Source organism: Azospirillum sp. UFLA03-27 (assembly GCF_059803775.1).
Map to the genome: position 1 here is coordinate 12783 of NZ_JAUQTX010000045.1, position 21101 is coordinate 33883.

The window sequence follows — 21101 nt, forward strand, 5'->3', positions numbered from 1 at the left end:
TCCGGTCCGTCCAGACGATTGGGCACGGCGAAGGTGAGCGGCTGGAGCCGCGTGTCCGACGGATGGATTCCAGGCAAAGCGGCGCCCGCCGGTGCGGCCTCCGCGGGCGACCAGGCACTCGACAGAGTGGCGGCGGCGGAGCCGCTCCAGCCCAGCACCTGCTTCAGGTAATCGGTCCAGTTCTTTTTCATTGGGCTGCCTCCTCGAACCTGATTGCCTGGATCGCCCGGCTGCGCCACACCGGGCCGTAGGACGCGAAGAACCCGCAGCACCGCTGCTGCACAGCGCAGCCGTTGCATGCCGGGTCGTAGACGTTCTTCCAGTCGGAGATGCTCTGCCGAGCCAGCGGCCAAGCCGACCGCGGCAGCGCGCAGAGGGGAACGTTGTAGATCGACGTCGTGATGCCGCGGTCCTGGAGGTGCCAGGCAGCGCGGGCAAGCGGAAGAGCGTAGTCGGCCGGGTCCACCCAGAGGCTGTCGCGGTTCACCTTGGCGAAGCCCATCGGCTCCATCCCCATGAAGGCGACGTGCGACACGAAGGGCATGTTGCGGTAGACGAACTCGGCGAACCGCTCCATGCGCGGCAGCGTCTGGGCATGGACGACGAACCGGAGCTCGATGGCGTGCCCGCGCTCAGCAAGATTGTAGATGCCGTTCACGGTCGCATCGAACGCGCCGTGCGCCTGGACAACGAAGTCATGGCGGGATGGCACGTCGGCGTACAGCGGGATCGCCCACACCGTATGCCCGACAGCGTCGGAGACCGAGTCTGCCACGGCCGCCTCCGAGAAGTTCCGGCCGTTGGTCAGGATGTGCAGCTTGGTCCGCGGCAGGACGGCCCGGCACCTCCTGATCAGCTCCGGCAACCAGGGGCCGAGCAGTGTCGGCTCGCCCCCGGTAAAACCCAGCTGGTCGAGGTTGGTGTCGATGAGCGGTAGCAGCTCGAGCAGCTCGCTGACCCGCCAAGTGTCGTCCTCGTCGCGCGGGGGCTGGCTGCACATGATGCAGCGGCTGTTGCACCGCTCGGTCAGGAACAGCGAGTTGGCGTTCGCGCCTCGCCGGTAGAGGACGCTCACCTGCCCGGTTTCGGGCCTGATGCGGATCGCGTCGCCTGTGCGGACGACCTCGGCGTTGGCCAGAGAGTGGATGACGGGGATATCGGCGGTGCCTTGTCCATCCTGCCGCAGCACCGCCGCGAAACCGAGGTCTGCCAGGGCGGCGGGATCCACCTCTGGGCCGTCCGACGGCAGGTGCACCGCCACGCGGTCGAAGGGAACAGAGCCCCGGAGCGCCTCATCAAGATCGAGCACCTTGAGCAGCGGGTGAGCGAGGCCGCCGGACACGGATGCGCGGGTGTGCAGCGGCAGCATCAGGCAGCCTCCTGCTCATCCCACGGGCCGTGCGACGCCCCATGGGTCACCCAGGACAGGAACGTCCGCATGATCGATGGGTCGGCTTCGGCCAGGTGGCGGAACAGGATCTGGAACAGGCCGGTGTGCTTCCGGCAGTGCTCGTTCGTCGGCCGGTGTCCGACGGGGTCGCCCTCGCGTGTCAGGTTGAACACCGGATCGGCGCCGCAGTACGGCAGAAAGGCGCAGTCCGAACAGCCGGGCAGCGCTTCAGCGACGCCGGTGGCAAGGAGCACCTGCATCGCTTCGGATGCCATAAGGTCGGCGTACCGGTCATGAACACTGCCGAGCCGGAACGTCTGGTCGCCCATCTCGGCGAGCATGCGGCTCTCGTCCGAGGCGTAGACCTGGCCATCGTAGTTGTAGACCAGGGCGCCCAGTCCGGAGCCGGTCGGCGATCGCAGGTCCGCGTAGCCCGTCGGGAACGGCGTCAGGATGTGCGTGATGAGGATTGCCGCGTAGGCCTCCTGAAGGCGGATCCCCTCGCGGTTGAGCTTCAAGATGTACGCGAGGGCGCGTTCGTAGAAGCGGAGGAACTCCTCGGTCGTGTAGCCGATGCGTTGCGCCGAGCGGGCAGCGAAGCCGAAGGGGCTGAGCGGCCGCAGGAAAACGGACGGGAAGCCGAGGCGGACGTATTCGTCGATGATCGCTTCCGGGTGTCCCAAGCTGGCCCGCGAGAGCGTCGTCAAGGCGGACACGGCATGTGGTCCCAAGGCCGCCCGCGTCCGCTCGATTGTTTCGACCGTCCGCCGGTGGGAATCCCGCCCAGGCATCGGCCGGTTGGCGTCATGCAGCCCTGCTGGGCCATCCAGCGACGTCGACAGCTGGAAGCCGTGCTTACGGAAAAACGCCAGCATCTCGTCATCCACGAGGTGCAGCGTCGACGTCATCGTGTAGGTGAAGCAACGGCCCTCGGACCGGTTCCGCTCCTCGATGGCTTCGACAATCTGCCGGACCCTGGGGAACGCGAGCAGTGGCTCGCCCCCCTGGAACTCGATGGTGATGGTCCGGGACGGCGCCTCGAAAATGCGGTCAATGGCCGCCAGAGCCGTTTCCTCGGACATGTCGAAACACGACTCGTCGGGTGCCCGCCGCGACACCTGACAGTATCGGCACGAGTGATCACAACGCAGCGTCACGACGAACACGTGGAGCGCCGGGCCGGATCGCAGGAAGGACTTGCGCGTGCGGTACTTCGCGGCGACGAGCCGGATGGCGGTCGAGGCATCCCCCTCCACCAGGAAGTGCTTGGCCTGCAAGTTCGCGTAGGTGTCGGATGCCTGATCCATTACGCCCGCGGCAAAGGCACGGAACTCCGTCTCGGTCAGAAACTCGAACTCTCCGACCTCCGACGTCACCAGCACCTTGCCAGCGACACCGGGGACGCGCGCAAACCGGAACGGCAAGTGCCGATACCCCTGCCCCACCGGTCGGAATTCATTCAGGGGGGAGAACGGTGCACGTCCAGCCACAGGCAGCCCCTTACCGCCGAGTCGCCGAAGGGCCGCCCGCTTCCACGAGCGCGGCCGTGACGATGGCATCCCTGACGGTACGGGTGTTCGCCTCGATGCTGGCCCGCAGACCGAAATCGATCAGGGCGTTCCCGAACTCACCCTTGAGGTGATCGAGATCCGCCGCCGCTTCCTTACGGCGAAAGCCGATCAGAACTGAGGAGACACCCTCGCTTTGAAGCCAGAAATGACAGCGGTCGGTGAAGGCGTAGCAAGTGCGGAGCACCACCTCCCGCGGGAAGACGGCCGTGTCGACGCACAGCGAAAACTCGATGCCGAAGGGAGGCGCCGGGTTGCTTTGATCGGATACAACGGCAACGTCAGGCATGGCTCTCGATCAATGGCTCGGGCGTTTAGCATCAGGCCAAGCCGCCTATTCGGACGGCAAACGGTCGCAAAATTTAAGGCGTCTTTCAACCAATTTTGAGGCGTGTGACAGATCATGCTCGCGCTGGGTGGCATCTGCATACGGGAGTATTCCTCCCCTACAAGAATTTACTGAGACATGCCTTATTCAATGGTGTTTGCCACGGCATCGACGTTGCTTGGCGATACCATGAAGACCGATCGGTTACGAGCCGGTGCAGCCACATGTGCTGAGAGCGCAGCTTTTGCACCCGCCCCCTTCGCCGAACGCACCTGTTGCCGACGCTGGCCCCTGGTCCATTTTGCTGAGCAATCAGCAGTTCATTGGGGCGTTCCATGGCGCGACGGCGGACCGTCCGACGCGACGAGGCAGCCGAGATCCTCCAAGAGGCCCGGCGCATTCTGAAGGACACGGACACAGCGGCGCTCGCCGGTGGCGCGACACTTGGCGCTCTCGAGGAGGCTGCGTCGGACGATTTCGATGAGACGTTCTCTGCGGAGAAGGTCGCCGCCTTGCTTGCGGCCGATGTTTGGCGGACACTCAAGAACCGCTTGGCACAGCGCCGCTCCCAAGAACGTGCCGTCGAGGACGGGACGGCATCGGTCCATGTGAGGCTGCCACCCGACATCGTGCAGGCCTTGTCCGGGATCGCTCCGTCCCCTGTGGAAGCCATCCGCCAGCTTCTGGCAGGCTCCGGCACCGCGGTGCCGGAGCCGGGGTCGGAGGAGTTCTGCCGCAGCCGCCTCTGTATGCCGGAGGTGCCGTTGGCGGATCCCGGGCGCTGGGAGTGCAGGACCTGCGGCTTGGTCGGCCGGGCGGATTGGCCGTTCAACAGGCACATGATGTTGCTGTTGGCGGCGTCCGCCGATCGGACGGCATCGCTGCGCGACGTGGCAGCCGACATCTATGAGCGCTTCCCCGGAGGCTTGCGGTTCACCACAGTGGCCTGGGCTGCCGACCAGAGCGACCTGCCGCGCCGCGAGCGACGCCAAGCCAAGGCCGAACGGTCAGCAACGCTGAGCCGCCTTGCCGATCATGGCTTGCTGGAGGAGGCGCCCGGCCCGCGTGGAGGCGCGGGCTACCGCACGCTCGAGGAACCGCCTGAGTGGCTGGCCGACCTGCTGGTCGAGCGGCGCGCTGAGCGCGAAGCCGAGGAGACCGCCCGGCAAGCCCGCGCCGTAGCCGTCCAACGGGCCATCGCCGAAGGATTGAGCTACACCACGGAAGCTGGAACCGCTGTCTGCATCGAGCAGTCTGAATACGGCCTGGAACTCGTCTTCCCGGCTGCGCCCGCGGTCGAGGTCCGGGAGGCCATGAAGCTCGATGGCGACTGCAAGTGGGATCCCGACCGGCGGCGCTGGCTCCGCATGCGGCCGGTCGCATCCGTTGAGCCGTGGTTGGCGGAGGCGATCGAAGCCGGTGCGACTGTGCTGCCGCGCCTGCCCTAAGACAACGCCGACCAAGCAGGACAACATCCACCGCCCGCGCGGTCCCATCCACACTGGCGCTGTTCGCACTGGCGTCTTTCGGTCTTACTCCCACACCTGCGGCACGCCATAGCGCTCGCCCAAGCCGCGGCGGTGGAACTCCGCGCAAATGTCGAAGATCATCTCGAACGGCGGGTTACCGTTGGCAGGCTTGCCAAGGGCATAGACGGCGTCCTGAGTGCGCACCAGCATCCGATCCAAGTCGAGGATCCGAACGCCGGATGTCCGCCGCAGCTTCCCCGTCTCGGAGTTCTCTCCATACACGAGCAACAGGTACCGATCCTCGGTGAGGTCGCGCAGTACGACAGCCCACCAGTCGTCGAGCGTCGCAGCCACCGCCGCATCTGCATCAATCGAGCCGTCAACCGCGGCAAGCTCCTCGGCGCTCGCCAAGCCGACCTCGAACTCGTCACGGCGCCGTCGGATGATGTCGCTGAGCGACGAGGGGATCTGTTGCCGCAGGTCCTCCGTCATGTCGGCACCCATGCTTTCCTGATTTCCATGTCAAACAGGCGCAGCCACCGTTCGTCCAGCGACGCCTTGTCGTCTTTCGCCAACATCAACGCCTACCTCAGCAGCTGCCCGCGGGAACCATCTCTGCCAAGTTGTCGTGGTGTGGGTCCCTGCCCTTCAGAGGAACCCCGCGCCTTACGAGTTCGGCGGCGGCGCCCACGCAGACCCCGGCGATCTCCGCCCTCGCCTCCTCCTCATCGGCCGGATAGGTGCGCTTCTCCGGCGCCGTCACCATGGTCCACTCCGCGTCGCCGACCATGCGCATCCAGGTGCCGCGCCCGTCCTCGCCGGAACGGAATTCAGCGGCCGCCGCCACGGCATCGTCGTCCGAGGTCAGCAGCATCGTCCATCGCCAGCCGGACACCCCATGCCGGGTGATGGACAGGCGGATGCTGATGTGTTGGTTCTCCTTGATGCTCACTGGACTCTCCTGGCCTGCTCGGACCGGAAAGTCGGTGATCAGGCGTTAACAACCTCCTATTGGGTGGTGCCGCAGTTCGTCGGCGCCGACCTTCTGGCTCAGGCGAACGGCGACACTGCTTCCACTGGTCGGCCTGTCACGCCGAAAGCAGAAGGCTGTCGTCGGCGTTGGAGGGCGCAGGCGTCCCCTCGGATTTCGACAAGGGCGCGGTGCGCTTCAACATGGAGCGGGGCGCGACGGCTGAGGGGATCGAGGAGGCGGTCCGACGGCTTGTCTGTCTGTGAGCGGGACAGTCTTCTTGCCCGCACCGGACCGTCGAACATCAACCTGGCCAGCCACGGGTTCATGGCTGGCCACCCTGCCCACCTCAGGCCGCCTTCTTGCGACCGAGACCGATGTGCTTGGCAAACTCGCTGCGTCGCGTGGCATAGTTTGGAGCGACCATCGGGTACTCAGCGGGAAGTCCCCACTTGGCCCGGTAATCCTCCGGCGACATGCCGTAGGTGGTCCGAAGGTGGCGCTTCAGCATCTTCAGCTTCTTGCCGTCTTCCAAGCAGACAATGTAGTCCGGCGTGACCGACCTGCGGATTGCAACCGCAGGCTCCTGTTTCTGCTTCTGCTCAACGGGAGCCGTCGGCTGCCCAAGCTGAGAGAGAGCCGCATGAACAACGCGGATCATCTCCGGAAGTTCGTTCGGCTGGACACGGTTCGCACTCACGTACGCAGAAACGATCGCTGCGGTCATCGAGGTAACGTCAGCAGCTTGCTCAGGAAGATTGATCTTAGAATCCATAACCGGTCTCTCTTTCATGCATCACGTTTGCGATGAAATCTACGGATCGCAAAGCACCACAACGGCCAATGCTACTAGCTTGCGAGCGCCATCTAATCTTTATTCTGATTCATGATCGGATTCAGGCGCAAGGGGATCTTGCAAAAAAATCACGCCCCCAATCAGAACCTCCACCTCAAGGTTCATGTCAGCGCGACTGAAGGAAGCTGTTGAGATGATCGCCACCAGCGCCTGAGCAGACGATGATTAGCCGACCTCGACATCGGGGACGAGATGACCAAGGCCGAGTTGCTCGGCAAGAGCTTCAACGGTCGTCCGCAAACGGTCACCGACAGCGTTGGCCAAGCTCTCGCGATCGTCGCGGTGGTCGCTGGCCCGCATCGCTTCAGCAACCATCACGACGGCCTGTTCAAACGCCGCGCGTTCGGCTCCTTCCGGACAGCGCAGGCCTTCCGGTATCCCTTCAGCGTGAACCAGGATGCACATGCGCAGTTTGGCGCGGATCTCGTTGCCCTCCCCCAACCGCTTGGCGAGCGCGGGCAGGTAGAACTTGGTCAAGGATTTCAGCGGCCCGCTATATGATTGCTTGGCGGACAGCAAGGCCAGCGCCTGCTCCAGCTGCGCCAACGTACCGTTGGCGACCGGCACGACTGGCGACTTCATCGCCGGGGACGCGGCTGTTGTCGGCGCTACGTCAGGCTGCGGGGCTACAGGAACCGGAACAGTGGTCATGGGGGTGGCCACCCCGGCACCGAAGCCCCTGAACGGCCTGGTAACGAGCGCATACGGCCGGAACGGCTCCGCTGCGGTCGGGACTGAAACCAAGGTGGCGTCCACGTCTGGCTCAATGCCCGGTGCAGGGAACGACGCTGCGGTCTCCTCGCCCTTCTCTCGTGCAAGCAGATCCGCCCGGAGCATAGCTCGCGACTGCGTCTCTTCGACCACGGCGTCCTGAGCGTCGCGCAGCGCATCTGCAAGCAGGCGCGCAGCGCGACGCTGCGCTTCTTCCAGATCGTCGCCATCCCCTTCACAGGCCATCGCATCCAATGCCCTCCGCCAGAGAGCACTGGTATCTCCGGCGTGCGGGTGTTCACGGGTAAGGACCGCTTGGGCAAGGCCAAGGTGCGGCAGGCCATCTCGTCGAAGAACTTCCTTCATCAAGCGACGAGGAGCGTCAGCGAGATCGCGGGCATAGGCCATGGCGACACGGCCCAGGGTCCGCTCGGCGTCGCTGGTGGATTCGCTGATCAGCTTTGCCAGTGCGCGCCGGATATCCTTGGCGTCGACGCGGGGGAACGAGGGGATGTCCTGTTCGGTCACGACGTCGGCATTCGCCACCGTGACCGGAGCGGCCAACGCACCCATGGCGCCGGTGCTGACGGGAAGCGGAGGCAGGTCAATGGGAACCGGGCGGCCGACATGCCACAGTTCGGCTTCGGCCGCCTTCATGGTCCTGATCTCCGACTCCTTCCTGAAGTCCTCGCGAGCAGCCCGGTCCAGCTCAACCTCGTGCTGCCTCCACATGGGTTCGGTCATCACGCGGCCGTCGTCAGTCCAAGCGTGAATGTTGGCACCGGCATAGCCCTTACGAAACAGCCAGCGGCGCACGCGAGCGGCCTTGGCCACGTCCACCTCGGTTGCGCTCAGCAGCCACGCTTGGCCGCCGACCGCGAGGCGGGCTAAGGAGTCCACGAAGGCTGAGAAAGCGAGCCGGACGCCATCGGAAAGGTCCGCACGCACAGCCAGCAGCGGCTTCACGCCCCGATCAAGGGCGTGAACATAGACCAGCCATTGGCCGATGAGCTGCTCTCCGGTGGTAGCAGCGCCCACAGCGCACAGGTAGTGGACGGCGCGGTGGGCCCAGAGTCCCGGCAAGACCATCCGTTGACCCTGCATCGGGCCGTCAAACACCCTCACGGCGCGGAGTGCAGCCCTGCTGGCGTACGGGGCTGAGTAGCTGGTGAGAGGGTTGAAACCGTCGGTGATCAGTTTTGCCACCGGCTGCTTCGCTGGTTCGGCCGCCACGGCCAGCACACCGTCGTGATCGACTACGACACGTCGATCGGCACGAACCCTCGGGTGTGCCCACAGCAAAGCGTCGGCGACTTCAGCGTCGACGTCGGCCGCGGGCGGCAAGCCGAGGAGGCTGCGCAGACGCTCGCGTGACCAGGAACGCCAAGCGTTCTCGTCGCGCCGCACGGCAACACCTTCGAGTGCGATGAACAGACGCAACGCCGCAGCCGACGGTGCCGCACGGACGACATCGACCGGCAGCCGGATGTAAACGCCCTGGTTCCGCCAAGCGTCAAGGGCGCGGTCGACACGGACGATCCCATCAGAGATCTTGTAGACGAAGGCCGCGCCTTTCGGCAGGCGCTTGCAGCTTTCCGTCCATTGAGCGAAGGACAAGCCACCGGCGCGGCACAGGGCAGCCTCGGCGGACTTCTTGGTGATCCCCGCTGACCGCGCCAGAGCCGACAGACGGATTGTCGTGCGCCCGGCTGACCAGTAGGCCGCCAAGGTCAAGTAGACCGCCCAGGCTTCGAGGTCCATGCTTGGTCGAGCAAGGGAGGTCTCCACGTCGAGGGCGGCAACGACACCAAGGCCCTTCTCCCAATCCTCGGCTCGCCCTCGCGCGGTCGCGACGACACCCTTGTGGTCTGTGTTCGGCCGGGGATGAGTGATGTTGCGCGTACGTGCCATGGTGGTGGACTCAGGGGAACCTTGTACCAGTGTTCGGCATGCGACCTCTGATCGCAAGGACCTCGTGATCGGCCTCCTAAGCCCATGTAACCTTCAGGTCGGCATGTCGGCTGGCCCGAGCCCCGGACATTCGCTGAAGCAGACTGCAAGGCAGGCGATTTTTTCGTATGAAAATGTGTAATTTCAGTACTTTACAAGAAACTCAAGCCCCAGAATAAAAGAGAATTGGGTCGGCAGACCCTGCCTCCAGCGCAGACCGTCCGTGGATAGGTCAAGCTGATCCCCAACTCGACCTACCCAGGCACCAAGCCACTGGTCACCCCCCGGCAGAGAAGCCGCACCAGAGAGATGTCCCGGTCCTCGCTCCGCCGGGTCGCTACATCAGGCGAGTTCCGCTCGCAGGCGTTAGGCAATGACGCGCTCTGCGGGGGCTGGCACGGCCCGAAGGGGCCTGCCAGTCCGAGGGACATACAGGACACCTTAGCAGGCTACCTAATTCTCTTTTATTCTGGGGCTGAACTGGCGCATAAACCATTGTTTTACAAAGATAGTCTACGAAAATTCGTTGCTGACGCGACCAGCGGCGGTTCCTCTCACCGGAGAGTGCCGCGCGTCGCCCAACGACCGGCTGGAACGGAGCCTGAGACGCGCCATGTGCCATGACTGTCGGCAGTCCCTCGGAGTTCTGCTAATCCGGTCCGAATCTACGTCCGCGCACCCCAGGCTAACGGCGCCCTCACAACCGGTTTCTAGTTCTCTTTTATTCTGGCCCTTATTTTTCGTATAAGCCCATGAAATATAAGGAAACAGTATGCAAAAATTCCTCTCAAGCTCCAATGCCATTCCCGGAGCATGGTGCGCGCCGCTGTCCAGCGGCAGCCCGACACAGGCGCACGCTACCGGTCAGCTGTTTTCTCCCGATGGGATCTCCTAGCCACGGTGTCGACCGAGCTGCTTCTACAAGGCCACGACATCACCGCGCCCTGGCCACCCCCGCGCTCTGAACAACCACGAGCACACTGCACTGGCCGGGTTCGGCAGCCGAAGGTGCCGTCACTCTTCGACCGCGATCTCCACACCGTCACTCTGATCGCAAGGATTGTGGCCCATCAACAATTTTCTATGGCACAGAGAACCGAACCGGGGCACGATGCTAGAGGCACCGGCGCTCGGTGCCTTGCGTTTCGGGGAGCGGCGATGGGAGAGGTAATCCAGCTTGCAAGCAGGCGCAGGCAGAAGGCACCGACGGCGCCTTCAAGGTCAGCAGCACCACTCGCCGCTGATCTGCTGGGGCGCTTGGCCAACGGCGAACTCCGCTGCATCGGGATGCACGCGCTTCCGGGCAGAGGGCACAAGGTCGATCTGGACCTGTGGAATGGGGTGCACCTGACCTTCACTTCTGAAGCAGTCAAGCTGCCACCGGAGCGGATCGAGCTGGCCCTGCGCGCCACAGCAGCTCAGCTGCGACAGCAGGCAGCTGAGGGCGGCATCTTCAATGAGGGGCCGTTCCGCGGTCGGTGGCTCGAGGCGGCCCACGGCCTGACGGCGTCCATACAGTTGTCGAACGGCACGGCGGCGTGCACGAACGCGGTAGAGGACGCGGCCGAGGCCTTGCTCGGCTTCCAGGCTGCGATGAAGCTGTGGGCGGCCGCTTGGGACACCGCTGAGGGCCGTCAGCGTGTTGGCTGGTAGTCCCAGGACATCGTAACCAGAGCAATCGCTCGCAGGCTCTGCGTGGATCGAGTCCGCATGTCCTGGACAGGCGTGTCGCCGCCCAGGCCCTGTTTCCAGAAACCGTCAGCGCTGATACTTTCACGAGCAGAACGCCCCGACCCAAACCCGAATATGCCGCTGCTGTACTACTGGCGTGGCGACAACTACGCCCGCGACCTGGACCTCGGGGTCGCGTACCACCTGAACCAACCGAACCCGCTGCTCCATGAGGTCGAGATCGGGGACAGCTTGTGGGCGTTCACACGGCGGCCGGACGGCGTCTATGTACTGGCGGCCGAACTTGTCGCCTCTGCCAAGACCCTGAATCCCAAAGGCTACCGATACGGCCCTTACCGGCTCTGGGGCGACCTGCGGCGCTCACGGTATTTCCAGGCCGACGGTCAGCCCGACGTCACGATGTTGATCCGCAGGCTGTCGGTGCGCGCGGGCGGCGACGTGCTCGGCCGAGCGTTCCAGGGGCATGCGGCCGTCCGCCGTCTCACCGAGGCCGACCACCGGCTGCTGGCCGCCTACGCCGCAGAAATGCCGCTCGAGCCGCGCGCCCGCCTGGTTCCCGAAGAGCGACTTGAAGCGCTGCTGCTGGCCGGGGATGAGGCCGCGGTCGCGGCCTTGATGCGGGACGAGGAGCCCGGCTTGGCGGAAGAGCGGCGCCGGTACCTGATGACCGAGGCGGTCCGGCGTGACCGGCAGCATGTTGAAGCCCTGCGCGCCCTGTACGACGGCCGCTGCCAGATCTGCGAATGGGCCCCCCGCGCCCGCTACGGAGCCGACGTCTGCGAAGGGCATCATGTCCGGTGGCTCAGCCGCGGCGGCCAGGACGACCTCTCGAACATGGTTCTGGTCTGCCCGAACCACCACCGGGTTCTGCACCGTGTCGACGCCCCCTTCGACTTTGCAACTGGCGGCTTCCGAGTGGGGCAAGCTATCGAACTGTTGGCGCTCGTCCATCACGACATCGCCGCCTGAATAGCCACAAGCCTTCCAGTTACCAATCCCGCTCGACTGGGATGCGCAACGCTTCCGACGCCACACCAGTCGGCCAGCGATACGCCGAGGATGTAAATCGGCGCGGAATCGGGATTCATCCGCGCATTTGGAGCTGATACACAATGTCGTACACCCACTCGGGTAAGGCGGTCTCCAGGCGGGACCGGTTAAGCAACAGGCGGTCGCAGCTGACGTACTGCGCTGCCGTCTCGGCCGAGAGCGTGGTGCCGGTACGGGCGTGTTCGCTGGTGCCGTCGCGGGACGGAACCGACCCGGCGCCGGGATCGGCACCGGCGGCGTGGGCCTGCGCGGTCAGCCGATCGCGGGCGCCCGCGCGGCGGTTCTCGTCCGGCCTCATGGTGAGGTTCCCTGTCGCGCTTCCCGACCTCCCGAGAGCGGCGCAGTCGCTCGCTTGTCGCACCCGCCCCCATGGCGGCGGCCATGCCCGGCCGTCACCCGCGCTGGGTCGCGCCTCCTGGTGCATGTGTCCACGCCCAGGAATGGGGGAAGCTCCGGGGGCGTGGAGGGGCACATGACGGGCATAACGGGCAATGGAGGGGCGGAGTTGCTTGCACCAACGCCTACGGCGCTGGCCGTCAGCCTGCTTCCCCGGGTCACCGGACGTTCAGGCTCGCCCGCCACGCTGCGTAATCCGCCGGATCGGGAAGGTCGGGGTAGCTCGGCCTACCACTCAGGATGTTCTCGACCTCGGCGGCGACGTCGGCAACCCAGAACGGGATGCGGGTCGTCCTGATGCCCCGCATGAGCAGGGCCTCACGCTTGTCGAGATCGCGCTCCTGAACGTCCTGGAACGCGGCTTGGGCCTTTTCGGGATCGCGCTGGCGCGTCGAGGGGCGGAAATGATGGTCCCCGTCGTACTCGATAACGAGCTTGTGCGATGGCACGTAGTAGTCGCAGCGCAAGGGCTTCTGGCGGTCCGGCACGCGCACCGGCCACTCGTGCTGGTACGAGATACCCAGGCGCTCGAGGGTCATCGCAATGACAGTGGCACGGGCGCCTGACCGCGAGCATTGTGGGCAGCCGGTGGGGGTGTTGTGCTTGGAGCCGATGACGGCGTTCACAGATGCAGGCCACTCGTTGCCGCACAGATGGCATCGGAAGCGGCTGTTCCGCCCTTGGATGGTTCCGCTGTACTCCAACAGCTCGACGATGCCGCCGTGGGCGTTCGTGACCTTGGCCGCGACCTCCTCGGCGGTGTACCGGCTTTTCGGGCAGTCGGGGCAGCGAACGTTGCCCTTTTCCAGATGATGATACCAGATCGGTTTGAATTCCCGGCCGCACCGAGCACACATCGCATGGTGAACCTGGAATTCGCTTCGCGTGCGGGGACCCTCGCGGACCACCTTGACCAATTCGGCCTTGTCTAGGTTCACCAGGAGTCCCTGCTCCCCGACGGACTCGACCAACCTCCCCAGCGTCCTCTGCTGGCGCGAGGTGCGGACGGGATTGTGCTCCTTGCGACATTCGAGGCAGGGTTGCCGCGGGGTCTTCAGCTCTTGCAGCGGGAAGACGCGCTCGATAGGTCCGTGCTTCCGGCAGCGCGCCCCGGCAATACGGGCGGTCCCGGTCCCCTTGCCAGGGATGCGGCAGGCGTCGGTCAGGTCGACGTTCGCCAGCGGCCCAGTCAGGCTCGGCAAGTTCTCGACAAGTTCGTGGAGCGGCGCCGCGTTCCAGTCGATGTGGCGAGGGCGTTCCGCCGCGATGCGGGCAACCGCCTTGGCCTCGCGCTGAATGAGCACCAGCGCCACGTCGTTGCCCCTGCGGATGATGCGGGCTACTTCGGCGGGCTTCAGCCCCAGCTCGCGCGCCAGCTCGGCCTTGTTCTTGTAGATCTTCCCCTGGTACGTCACCCGCTTGATGTCCGCGTGCCGGGCGACGCACTCGTCCACCGTCTCGTCGGCTTCCTTCGTTGCGATCCACTTCTCTACGGTCTTGTGGTTGACGTCGAGATAACGGGCGACCTCCCGGAGGTTTTTGAAGGTCTGCCCGTCGAGATGGACCGTGACCGGAAAACCGCTGGGCATGGCATAACCCTTGAGGCGATGGCGGCTTGAAGAAGAGCCTAAAAGTAAGGTTCCGCCGCCATTCCATGAACCAGTCAGAGTGCCGCAGGCTTTCGCGCTATCCGCAATGCCGACAGCGTGTGGCGCGCACGGCGGTCACGCGCTTTGCGGATGTCGAGCGTCCTGTTGGGAGCCAAACGGGCGGCGACGTTGACCTGCTGGAGCAGCTGAAGGCCGTCGCCCCGCGCATCCTGCCCTACGCCCAGCCGGTCTGGGAACGGCTCGACCAGGCGCGCAAGGCGGGCAGCCGCATCCTGTTCGAGGGCGCACAGGGCGCCATGCTCGACGTCGATCACGGCACCTACCCGTTCGTGACCTCGTCCAACACGGTGGCCGCCCAGGCCGCCGCGGGCTCCGGCGTCGGGCCGAAGCAGATCGGCTTCGTGCTCGGCATCGCCAAGGCCTACACGACGCGCGTCGGCTCCGGGCCGTTCCCGACCGAGCAGGCCAACGCGATCGGCGAGCTCATCGGCCAGCGCGGCCGGGAGTTCGGCACCGTGACCGGACGGAAGCGGCGGTGCGGCTGGTTCGACGCGGTCATGGTGCGCCAAGCTATCAAGACCGGGGGTATCGACGGCATCGCGCTCACCAAGCTCGACGTCCTGGACGAGCTGACGGAGATCCGGATCTGCACGGGCTATCGGTACCGCGGCGAGGTGCTGAACCGGTTCCCGTCCGGCCAGACCGCCCAGGCCGAGGTGGAGCCCATCTACGAGACGTTCCCGGGGTGGCAGACCAGCACCTACGGGGCGCGCAGCTGGGCGCAGCTCCCGGCCGCCGCGGTCAAGTATGCACGCCGTTTGGAGGAGCTGATCGAGGCGCCGATCACGCTGCTGTCCACCAGCCCGGAGCGTGAGAACACCATCCTGATGCGCGACCCGTTCACGGATTGACGGGCCGCCGCGCGCACCGGGTCAATGCAGCCTGCCCCGGTGCGTGCGGAACCTCTGGGTATCCGACGCTCGGCGTCACGTGAGGCTGAGCTGAGAACACCACGGCGTGTAGCTGACGCCAGAGGCGGCGTGATCAGCCTTCCTGCTCGGCGGGGCGTCCGCGGCTCCGGCGGTCCTCGACAAGTACCTCGAGCATCCGGACCACAGGGCGCAGGTCATCGACCTCCATCGCCTCGGCCGCCGCGGTCAACCGCGCCATCAGGGCCTGCCGCTCGCTTGAGGCCTCGCCCTGCTCCGGCAGCAGCAAACTGTCGATGGTTGCGCCAAACACGGAGGCGATCTTCACCAGGGTTCCGAGGTCAGGCTCATGCCGATCCTGGATATAATGCCCGTACCGCCGTTCGCCCAGCCCGGCTCGCCGGGCCACCTCAGTGTCCGTCAGCCCCAAGGCTTGCGCCCGCTCGCGCAGTCGTTTTCCCAGTCCTTCCATGCATCCGGTGTGCCCGCGACACCGTGCCCGGGTCTACGTAGAGTTCCTACTTTCAACCCCAGGAAAGCTGGGGTATACCTTCTACGTGCAACCGCGGGCATCGGCGCTCCGGTGATATGCTTCCTCCACCCGCAAGCAGCAAAAGCAGGGACCTATATGATCACAACGATCACTGGGACGATTGCGGCCATCGGTCCGTCAAAAAGCACCAAAGATGGCACAGTTTACGACTATATTCGGATCGCCAAGCCCGATGGAGAAGACAAATTACTGAAGTCCGTCAGCACTCGTTCTATTGTTAATTCTTACATTCGGCTGGGACTGTCTGGAACATTTTTTCTGAGGGACAACGGAGTTCATCTCTTTCTTGCCGCGGAAATGGACGGCCGCTTTGCCAGTGACTATGAGGAATTCCACACCGAATACCGTGCGGCGAAAATCGTCGTGAAGGGAGTGTTCTTGGCTGCCCCGATTCTGATCGCCATCGGCGCACTGCTCGGCAAGGGCGAGGGTGGTGGCGTGGCGCTAATGGGCGTCCTCCTCCTCATTCCGTCGTGGATCCTGGGGTTCGTTCGCGCTCTTCCCAACATGCTCCAGAGCCGGACGCCTACCTTGCAAGAACTGGAAGCCGCACGAGCCGCCGCCAAGACCGCGATGCCCGACAAGACCGCGATGCCCGCCCCCGTGCCCGCTTGAACTTGGTCAGCTCCACCGGACGCGACTTCCTCCGGGCCAAGGCGATGATCTCGATCACCGCCATGGCATCGCCCTCCAATTTGGCTGGCGGATGCTGCGTTCTGTCCCCGTCGGGACATAGACATTGTTGATGTTAGGGGCCCCAATGTATCGTTTTCTTCAGGCCTCGGCGGTCGCTGCGATCATCACCGCTTCACCATCCGCGCTGGCCACCGACCTTGCTGCCCATGCGTTCAACCGCGAGGTCTACGAGGTGGTGAAGGACCAGGCGGTGCTGGACGCTGTGCGCAGGATCATGCCCGCGGCAGGCTTTGAGGTGTGGTCAACCTGGGCCAAGCACGGCGTCAGCGCCCCCATGGAGGAGCGCGACGGCATCGTGTTCGGTTTCGGCTGCCAGCCTCATAACTGCTCGACTGTCCACGCCCGCCTTGCGCTCGACCATAACGGCAACGTCTGGGCGTCACTCACCGAGGACGGCCGGAACACGGCCTACTACGGCAACCCACCCGACAGCGTGAAGTCGGTGCTGACCATAGGGGGCTGATCATCGGCCGCACTCTGGTGTCAGCCGACAGTCACGCTAAACCCGCAGACATCAATGCTCAACAGACGCCGGTCCGGTGACCTCAACATGTCGGCGCCTCACCGACCGCTGGGACCGGCGGACCACCAGGAGACGGCACGCCGACATAGTGACGCCACGACGCCAGAGCGAGCTGGAATACCCCTGAGCGCTGTCCCTGTTGCCGCCACTCTTCCCGATGCCAGCACGGTCGCCAGCCAACCGCGCTTCTGGAGGCTCTGTTCATGACCGCCATCTATCTCAGCTACATCGTCGGCATCCCGGTACTGACGGCCATCTTCTGCGCCGTCGTGCCCCCGTGGGGTTTTCGCGACGGGGACATGGTGACCGGAATCCTCGCCATTTTCTTGTTCTTCTGCTGGCTGATGGGCGGCGCCATCGGCTCCTTCATCCCGCAGTGGCTTGCCATGCAGTACGGCGATGGCACCCTGGGAGCCCTCGGCCGCACCGCCCAGATCGTCGGCGCCCCCTGCGGCTTCATCATCGCGCTCCGGGGGTCCCTCCTGTTCGCGACCCTCGGACTGCTGGCCGCTGGGGTGGGTGGCATCATCAGCCTCGGCATCTGGGTCATCAACGGCTGACACTCCTCCCCCTGGCATGCCCGTGCCGGTCTGGAAGGCGCTCGGTCGCGGCAGGCCAACACTGAACTGAAGCCGACCAAGATGCGCGTCTCCTCCTCTAACTCGCGCTTAGCAGTGGCACCGGTCGGTGAAGGCGTAGCAGGTGCGGAGGATGACTTCTCTGGGGAAGATCGCCGTGTCTACCGACACCGTAAAATCGAACGGGTACGCCGCGCCTCGCGGGACATCCGATGGTTGGGTGACGGCGGAGGCTGGCATGGCTGAGAACCGTAGCAGGCGCACTATCCATTAGAGGTAGTCCAGCCTGTCAAAGCACAGACCCAGTTTCAACCTATTTTTGAGAGATCGCCCGTGACCATGTAACTCATGCGGGCATACCGTAGTATGCGTAAAACTCAACCCTCAACCGGCTGGAGGGAAGCGCACCCCTACCATAAGCTCGTCGAAGAACTCGGCGTGTGGCTCCGGCAAGGTGCCCGCGACCCAGTAGGCGAAGGCGTCGCAGTACCATTCCTCGGCGATGGCATTGTGGTTGGACAGGAGCTTGCGCGATACCGGATCGGCAAGCCACCCGAGGTGGTTCATCCTGCGCAGAAAATCAGCGTGTCCGGCTTCGATACGTCGGCGCGTCGCGCCGGGGCTGGCTTCCCGGGCTTCCAGAAGTTCGAGGACGAAATGGGCGTATTCGTGCAGAATGACGAAGGCGACTTCCCGCTCGGGGTCAGTCTCTCGCTGCGCCAAGGCAGCGAGCCAAGCCAAGTTCAGCCGGACGTTGGCCGTGCCCTTGCTGTGCAGACCGATCGCAGCACCCGGCCGATGAAGCTCCTCAATAAAGTAGCTGACGCTGCACGGCGGCAGGCCGCCCAGGCCCTTGGCATCCAACAGGCGATTGGCCAGCGCCGCCGCGGGCGAGACGAATTCGTCGGCCACCTGCGACTGCCCGATGAACTGCGCCGACGGCAAAAACCGCATGTGAGGTCTCCGTTTCCATAGGAAACACATGGTGACGGATCGCGATCTTCCTACGGCTTGGTCCGGAGATCTGCGGAGCGCACCGTGTCCGCTGGCTCGGTCGCGGCGATGAGGATGCGCTGTCCAACATGGTGTTGCTCTGCCCGAACCATTACCGAGCTGTTCACGGTGTAGATGCGCCGTTCGATTTCGCGAACGGAGAGTTCCTCGTGGGCAGCTTCATTGAGCAATTCGCAGTGACCCATCACGAACTCGTCGCCTGACCGTCGTCGTCACGCTGCCTGCCATACCTTGTTCAGCACCTGTGCTGCGAGCGAGGCCTTGTCCGTCGGTAGGAAGCGCCCGTAGTGCTTTGCCACCACATCCGGCGTGTCCTGGATTGCGTAGCTGGCCTGCTCGTAAGATCCAGTCTGCTTCAATACGTGCGTGGCGAGCACATCGCGAACGTTGTGAGGACCATGGGGGAGAAGGCCTTTGATCGCCCCGCGGCCGGTGTAGGGATTGTAGATTCCAAAACGCTGGATCGTGAGGCGCCATGCTTCATAGAAGGTCGTCTGATTGTAACTGGGATCGGCCGACGTTGCCTTGACGGTTTTCACGAAAAACGTCCCCGGATCGCGTGCGTTGCGGAGCAACCTGCCTCGATGCAGCCCCAGGTAGGCGTCGATAAAGTCATAGAGCCCGCTGAGGTCGGGAAGCGGAAGCCGGAAAGGGTTCTTCCCGAAGAAGGAGGACGTCGCGTTCTTGAATGCAGAGGCAGGGATAAAAAGCTCCCACGCGCCATCGCGGTCATTCCAACGGAGTTCGCCGCATTTTCGATCGGCCAGTTGGCGCTCGGTCAAATGAACTTGGCCGCGTGGGCAAACCAGCAGCTGCCGTAGGTTCTTCTGGCGCAGACCGGTGTGGAGGCCAAGCCGAAGCATTAAGATCGACCGGACAGATTCGGCGGCGGAGATCGGATAGCGCTTTTCATCAGGCATAAGCCGGATGATCTCGTCGACGATTTTCCTGTATTCGGCGAGTGGACTATCGGCTTCCAGTACCGGCAGGATTGGCTCGAAGGGGTCGCGATGGACCCGAGCGACCCGATCGAGTTCCTTCGACCGAATGAGCGCGTGCTGATGCAACTGGGTACAGGCCTCACCCCAGTCTGCCCGGGCGCGATCGATTTCCTGGAACGACACTAACCCCTTGATCGGCTTCAGCCTATCGGCCAATTCAGGCGTCTGACGCAACCACCCGGTCTTTTCACGGGTGAGTGCGGCAGCTACCTGAAGCATGTCGATTTCCCAGTTGGTATAGAAGCCACGTCGGCGCTCCCGCCACTGGATGTACCAGTCCCACACAGCGGGGAAGACCAAGTGTGCGAAGGACAATTCGGTCAGCCGCATACCAAAGCCCTGAACGGGGCCAGTTGGCTTTGCGGCCAGCGCCCCGAATAGCAAGCCCAGGTGTTCGACCTTCTGGGCTGCCGTCTCTTCTCCCCAGACGCCGTTGCGTTGGTAGCCGATGGTCGTCAGCGTCGAGGTCTTGAACTGTATCAGGCGGGCCATCTCTTCATCGAGCGCTGGTGGAGCATTGACACCACCACCCGTAAGGTCGGGATCAAGACCAGCGTGGGGATCGTCTTCATCAAGGTCCACCGCGTGCGCAGCCTCCCATCGGCGATGCGCAGATGAACCACAGGAGAAGCGCACCCCGTATCGGTTTTTGACGGCAGCGGCTTGGAAGCGCCGGTAGTCCGTAGAGCCCGAGATGACCTTCTCACGCACCCATTGCAGGATTTCTTCTTGCTCGGTCTCAGGACGGACGTCGAAGTCGTCCGGAAGGTGCCAGGCGAGCCTGCGCCGCTCAGATGTAGAGATCCCCGGCATCGACAGACCCGAGGTAGAACGCGAAGGATGCGGTAGCTTGGCTTTGAAATAACCTGATGGGAGCCGATACCGCGCCTCAATTCGCGTGAGCATATCAAGGCTTTCAGCGTTTCGTGGGGCTTTCGTCCCACGACGCCAAGCGTAAAGGGTGGTCTGGTGAAAGGATTCACCCGGCTGGATGATGGATGCCCACAGAGCGTAGCTTCCTTCACCGTGACGACGCATGTGCAGGTCCAAGGCCTCGTGAAAGGCATCCGGCTCATCCCACACATCCCAAAGAGCAGGTGGTGAATGCACACGCAGCTTCGGCTTAGGCCCTGTACGCTTTCTAAGCACTTTATTAGAGATACCGCTGGCCGATTCAATCGGATTATGCTCTGTTTTGGGATCAATTATAGGATCTCTGACCTCACCGCGACCCACCCTCTCACCAGTTCTTTTGCCCGTCCCGGACGCCGTAACATTCTTTCTTGGCCTCCCCGCACCAGTCGTCGGTTGAGAGGAGGAGATCGGTTTAGGCGCCTCTCTGTACGGCGCCCGTTCGAGTTCGCGTTTCAGCGCGAGTAGTAGCGGCGCCACACAGTCCTTTTTGGCGCGCAGATGCTCTGGCTCGATCCCGCATCTGGTAGCGATCTCGGTCCAAGCCCATCCTGTGGAAGCCATAGGCGGACGTTTTCCCGACCTGAAGCAGTCTACGAGGTATTTTTCGAGCCTTTCCACTTCGCGGGGCGGGAAGGCAGCGGCAGCGCGCTGGCGACAAAACTGAGCGATGATGCGGGGAAAACGAGCGTTAGGCCGATTGGGCATAAATATGAACTCAAAAGCGTTGCTGACCACACGGTCGCCGGTCAACAGGAGGAGCCGTTGATGGGGGATGTCGTGATGCCTTCGCAGCAGAGTGCCGCCAACAAACTTTCCTATGACATCGTAGAGTACAGACCCGACATCTGACCGTGTAAGCGCCTCTATTCCTAATCAGAAAACGATCAGATCCACCGGTGGAG

At 64.0% G+C, this 21101-nt stretch carries 19 protein-coding genes and 1 pseudogene; 8 read left to right on the forward strand and 12 right to left on the reverse strand.

What is annotated here, in order from left to right; translation table 11 throughout:
- Positions 1–187: 187 nt before the first annotated feature.
- From hxsC to hxsD, 3 genes are all read right to left on the reverse strand, one after another.
- Positions 188–1369, reverse strand: a complete 1182-nt coding sequence (gene hxsC / locus Q4I23_RS09605) for a His-Xaa-Ser system radical SAM maturase HxsC (RefSeq protein ID WP_498526071.1) — start codon at positions 1367–1369, stop codon at positions 188–190.
- Positions 1369–2814 carry a His-Xaa-Ser system radical SAM maturase HxsB gene (hxsB, locus tag Q4I23_RS09610; RefSeq protein ID WP_498526072.1) on the reverse strand — a complete coding sequence of 482 codons (1446 nt, stop codon included), beginning with the start codon at positions 2812–2814 and terminating at the stop codon, positions 1369–1371. Before hxsB ends, hxsC begins: the two co-directional genes overlap by 1 nt.
- A gap of 76 nt (positions 2815–2890) precedes the next feature.
- Positions 2891–3247 (reverse strand): His-Xaa-Ser system protein HxsD, encoded by a 357-nt coding sequence (gene hxsD, locus Q4I23_RS09615; RefSeq protein ID WP_498526073.1) that lies wholly within the window; start codon positions 3245–3247, stop codon positions 2891–2893.
- Between the two features lie 374 nt (positions 3248–3621).
- On the opposite strand from hxsD, the gene Q4I23_RS09620 reads away from it, so the two are divergent.
- The gene (locus tag Q4I23_RS09620) at positions 3622–4734 is read left to right on the forward strand and encodes a hypothetical protein (protein WP_498526074.1); all 1113 of its coding nucleotides are present in this window, start codon (positions 3622–3624) and stop codon (positions 4732–4734) included.
- Between the two features lie 84 nt (positions 4735–4818).
- On the opposite strand, the gene Q4I23_RS09625 is transcribed toward Q4I23_RS09620, so the two are convergent.
- From Q4I23_RS09625 to Q4I23_RS09640, 4 genes are all read right to left on the reverse strand, one after another.
- On the reverse strand, positions 4819–5259 hold the full coding sequence (locus Q4I23_RS09625) for a hypothetical protein (RefSeq protein ID WP_498526075.1): 441 nt from the start codon (positions 5257–5259) through the stop codon (positions 4819–4821).
- Positions 5260–5344: 85 nt separating this feature from the next.
- The gene (locus tag Q4I23_RS09630) at positions 5345–5707 is read right to left on the reverse strand and encodes a hypothetical protein (RefSeq protein ID WP_498526076.1); all 363 of its coding nucleotides are present in this window, start codon (positions 5705–5707) and stop codon (positions 5345–5347) included.
- Between the two features lie 367 nt (positions 5708–6074).
- Entirely contained in the window at positions 6075–6500 is a 426-nt protein-coding gene (locus Q4I23_RS09635) for a Ros/MucR family transcriptional regulator (RefSeq protein ID WP_498526077.1), read from the reverse strand.
- Positions 6501–6746: 246 nt separating this feature from the next.
- Positions 6747–9203, reverse strand: coding sequence for a hypothetical protein (locus Q4I23_RS09640; protein WP_498526078.1), 2457 nt, complete (start codon positions 9201–9203; stop codon positions 6747–6749).
- 1296 nt (positions 9204–10499) lie between these two features.
- Between Q4I23_RS09640 and Q4I23_RS09645 the strand changes: the two genes are divergently transcribed.
- Positions 10500–10895, forward strand: a complete 396-nt coding sequence (locus Q4I23_RS09645; RefSeq protein WP_498526079.1) for a hypothetical protein — start codon at positions 10500–10502, stop codon at positions 10893–10895.
- 153 nt (positions 10896–11048) lie between these two features.
- On the forward strand, positions 11049–11903 hold the full coding sequence (locus Q4I23_RS09650; RefSeq protein WP_149651346.1) for an HNH endonuclease: 855 nt from the start codon (positions 11049–11051) through the stop codon (positions 11901–11903).
- A gap of 115 nt (positions 11904–12018) precedes the next feature.
- Here Q4I23_RS09650 and Q4I23_RS09655 read toward each other — a convergent pair whose 3' ends face one another.
- The gene (locus tag Q4I23_RS09655; protein WP_149651347.1) at positions 12019–12282 is read right to left on the reverse strand and encodes a hypothetical protein; all 264 of its coding nucleotides are present in this window, start codon (positions 12280–12282) and stop codon (positions 12019–12021) included.
- A 256-nt stretch (positions 12283–12538) separates the two neighbouring features.
- Positions 12539–13969 carry a putative endonuclease domain-containing protein gene (locus Q4I23_RS09660; protein ID WP_498526080.1) on the reverse strand — a complete coding sequence of 477 codons (1431 nt, stop codon included), beginning with the start codon at positions 13967–13969 and terminating at the stop codon, positions 12539–12541.
- A gap of 197 nt (positions 13970–14166) precedes the next feature.
- Between Q4I23_RS09660 and Q4I23_RS09665 the strand changes: the two are divergent.
- Positions 14167–14901, forward strand: a pseudogene (locus tag Q4I23_RS09665) (adenylosuccinate synthetase); the annotation flags it as partial.
- 133 nt (positions 14902–15034) lie between these two features.
- Here Q4I23_RS09665 and Q4I23_RS09670 read toward each other — a convergent pair.
- Entirely contained in the window at positions 15035–15391 is a 357-nt protein-coding gene (locus Q4I23_RS09670) for a helix-turn-helix domain-containing protein (RefSeq protein ID WP_149651350.1), read from the reverse strand.
- Between the two features lie 156 nt (positions 15392–15547).
- On the opposite strand from Q4I23_RS09670, the gene Q4I23_RS09675 reads away from it, so the two are divergent.
- From Q4I23_RS09675 to Q4I23_RS09685, 3 genes are all read left to right on the forward strand, one after another.
- Entirely contained in the window at positions 15548–16087 is a 540-nt protein-coding gene (locus Q4I23_RS09675) for a hypothetical protein (RefSeq protein ID WP_149651351.1), read from the forward strand.
- A 145-nt stretch (positions 16088–16232) separates the two neighbouring features.
- Positions 16233–16631: an Ivy family c-type lysozyme inhibitor gene (locus Q4I23_RS09680; RefSeq protein ID WP_498526081.1), complete on the forward strand. Its 399-nt coding sequence runs from the start codon at positions 16233–16235 to the stop codon at positions 16629–16631.
- A 263-nt stretch (positions 16632–16894) separates the two neighbouring features.
- Positions 16895–17251: a hypothetical protein gene (locus tag Q4I23_RS09685; RefSeq protein ID WP_498526082.1), complete on the forward strand. Its 357-nt coding sequence runs from the start codon at positions 16895–16897 to the stop codon at positions 17249–17251.
- 402 nt (positions 17252–17653) lie between these two features.
- Here Q4I23_RS09685 and Q4I23_RS09690 read toward each other — a convergent pair whose 3' ends face one another.
- The gene (locus Q4I23_RS09690; protein ID WP_498526083.1) at positions 17654–18223 is read right to left on the reverse strand and encodes a hypothetical protein; all 570 of its coding nucleotides are present in this window, start codon (positions 18221–18223) and stop codon (positions 17654–17656) included.
- A gap of 272 nt (positions 18224–18495) precedes the next feature.
- Positions 18496–20334, reverse strand: coding sequence for a hypothetical protein (locus Q4I23_RS09695; protein ID WP_498526084.1), 1839 nt, complete (start codon positions 20332–20334; stop codon positions 18496–18498).
- 363 nt (positions 20335–20697) lie between these two features.
- Here Q4I23_RS09695 and Q4I23_RS09700 point away from each other — a divergent pair, with 363 nt between their 5' ends.
- Entirely contained in the window at positions 20698–21048 is a 351-nt protein-coding gene (locus tag Q4I23_RS09700) for a hypothetical protein (RefSeq protein ID WP_498526085.1), read from the forward strand.
- The last annotated feature ends 53 nt before the right edge of the window (positions 21049–21101 follow it).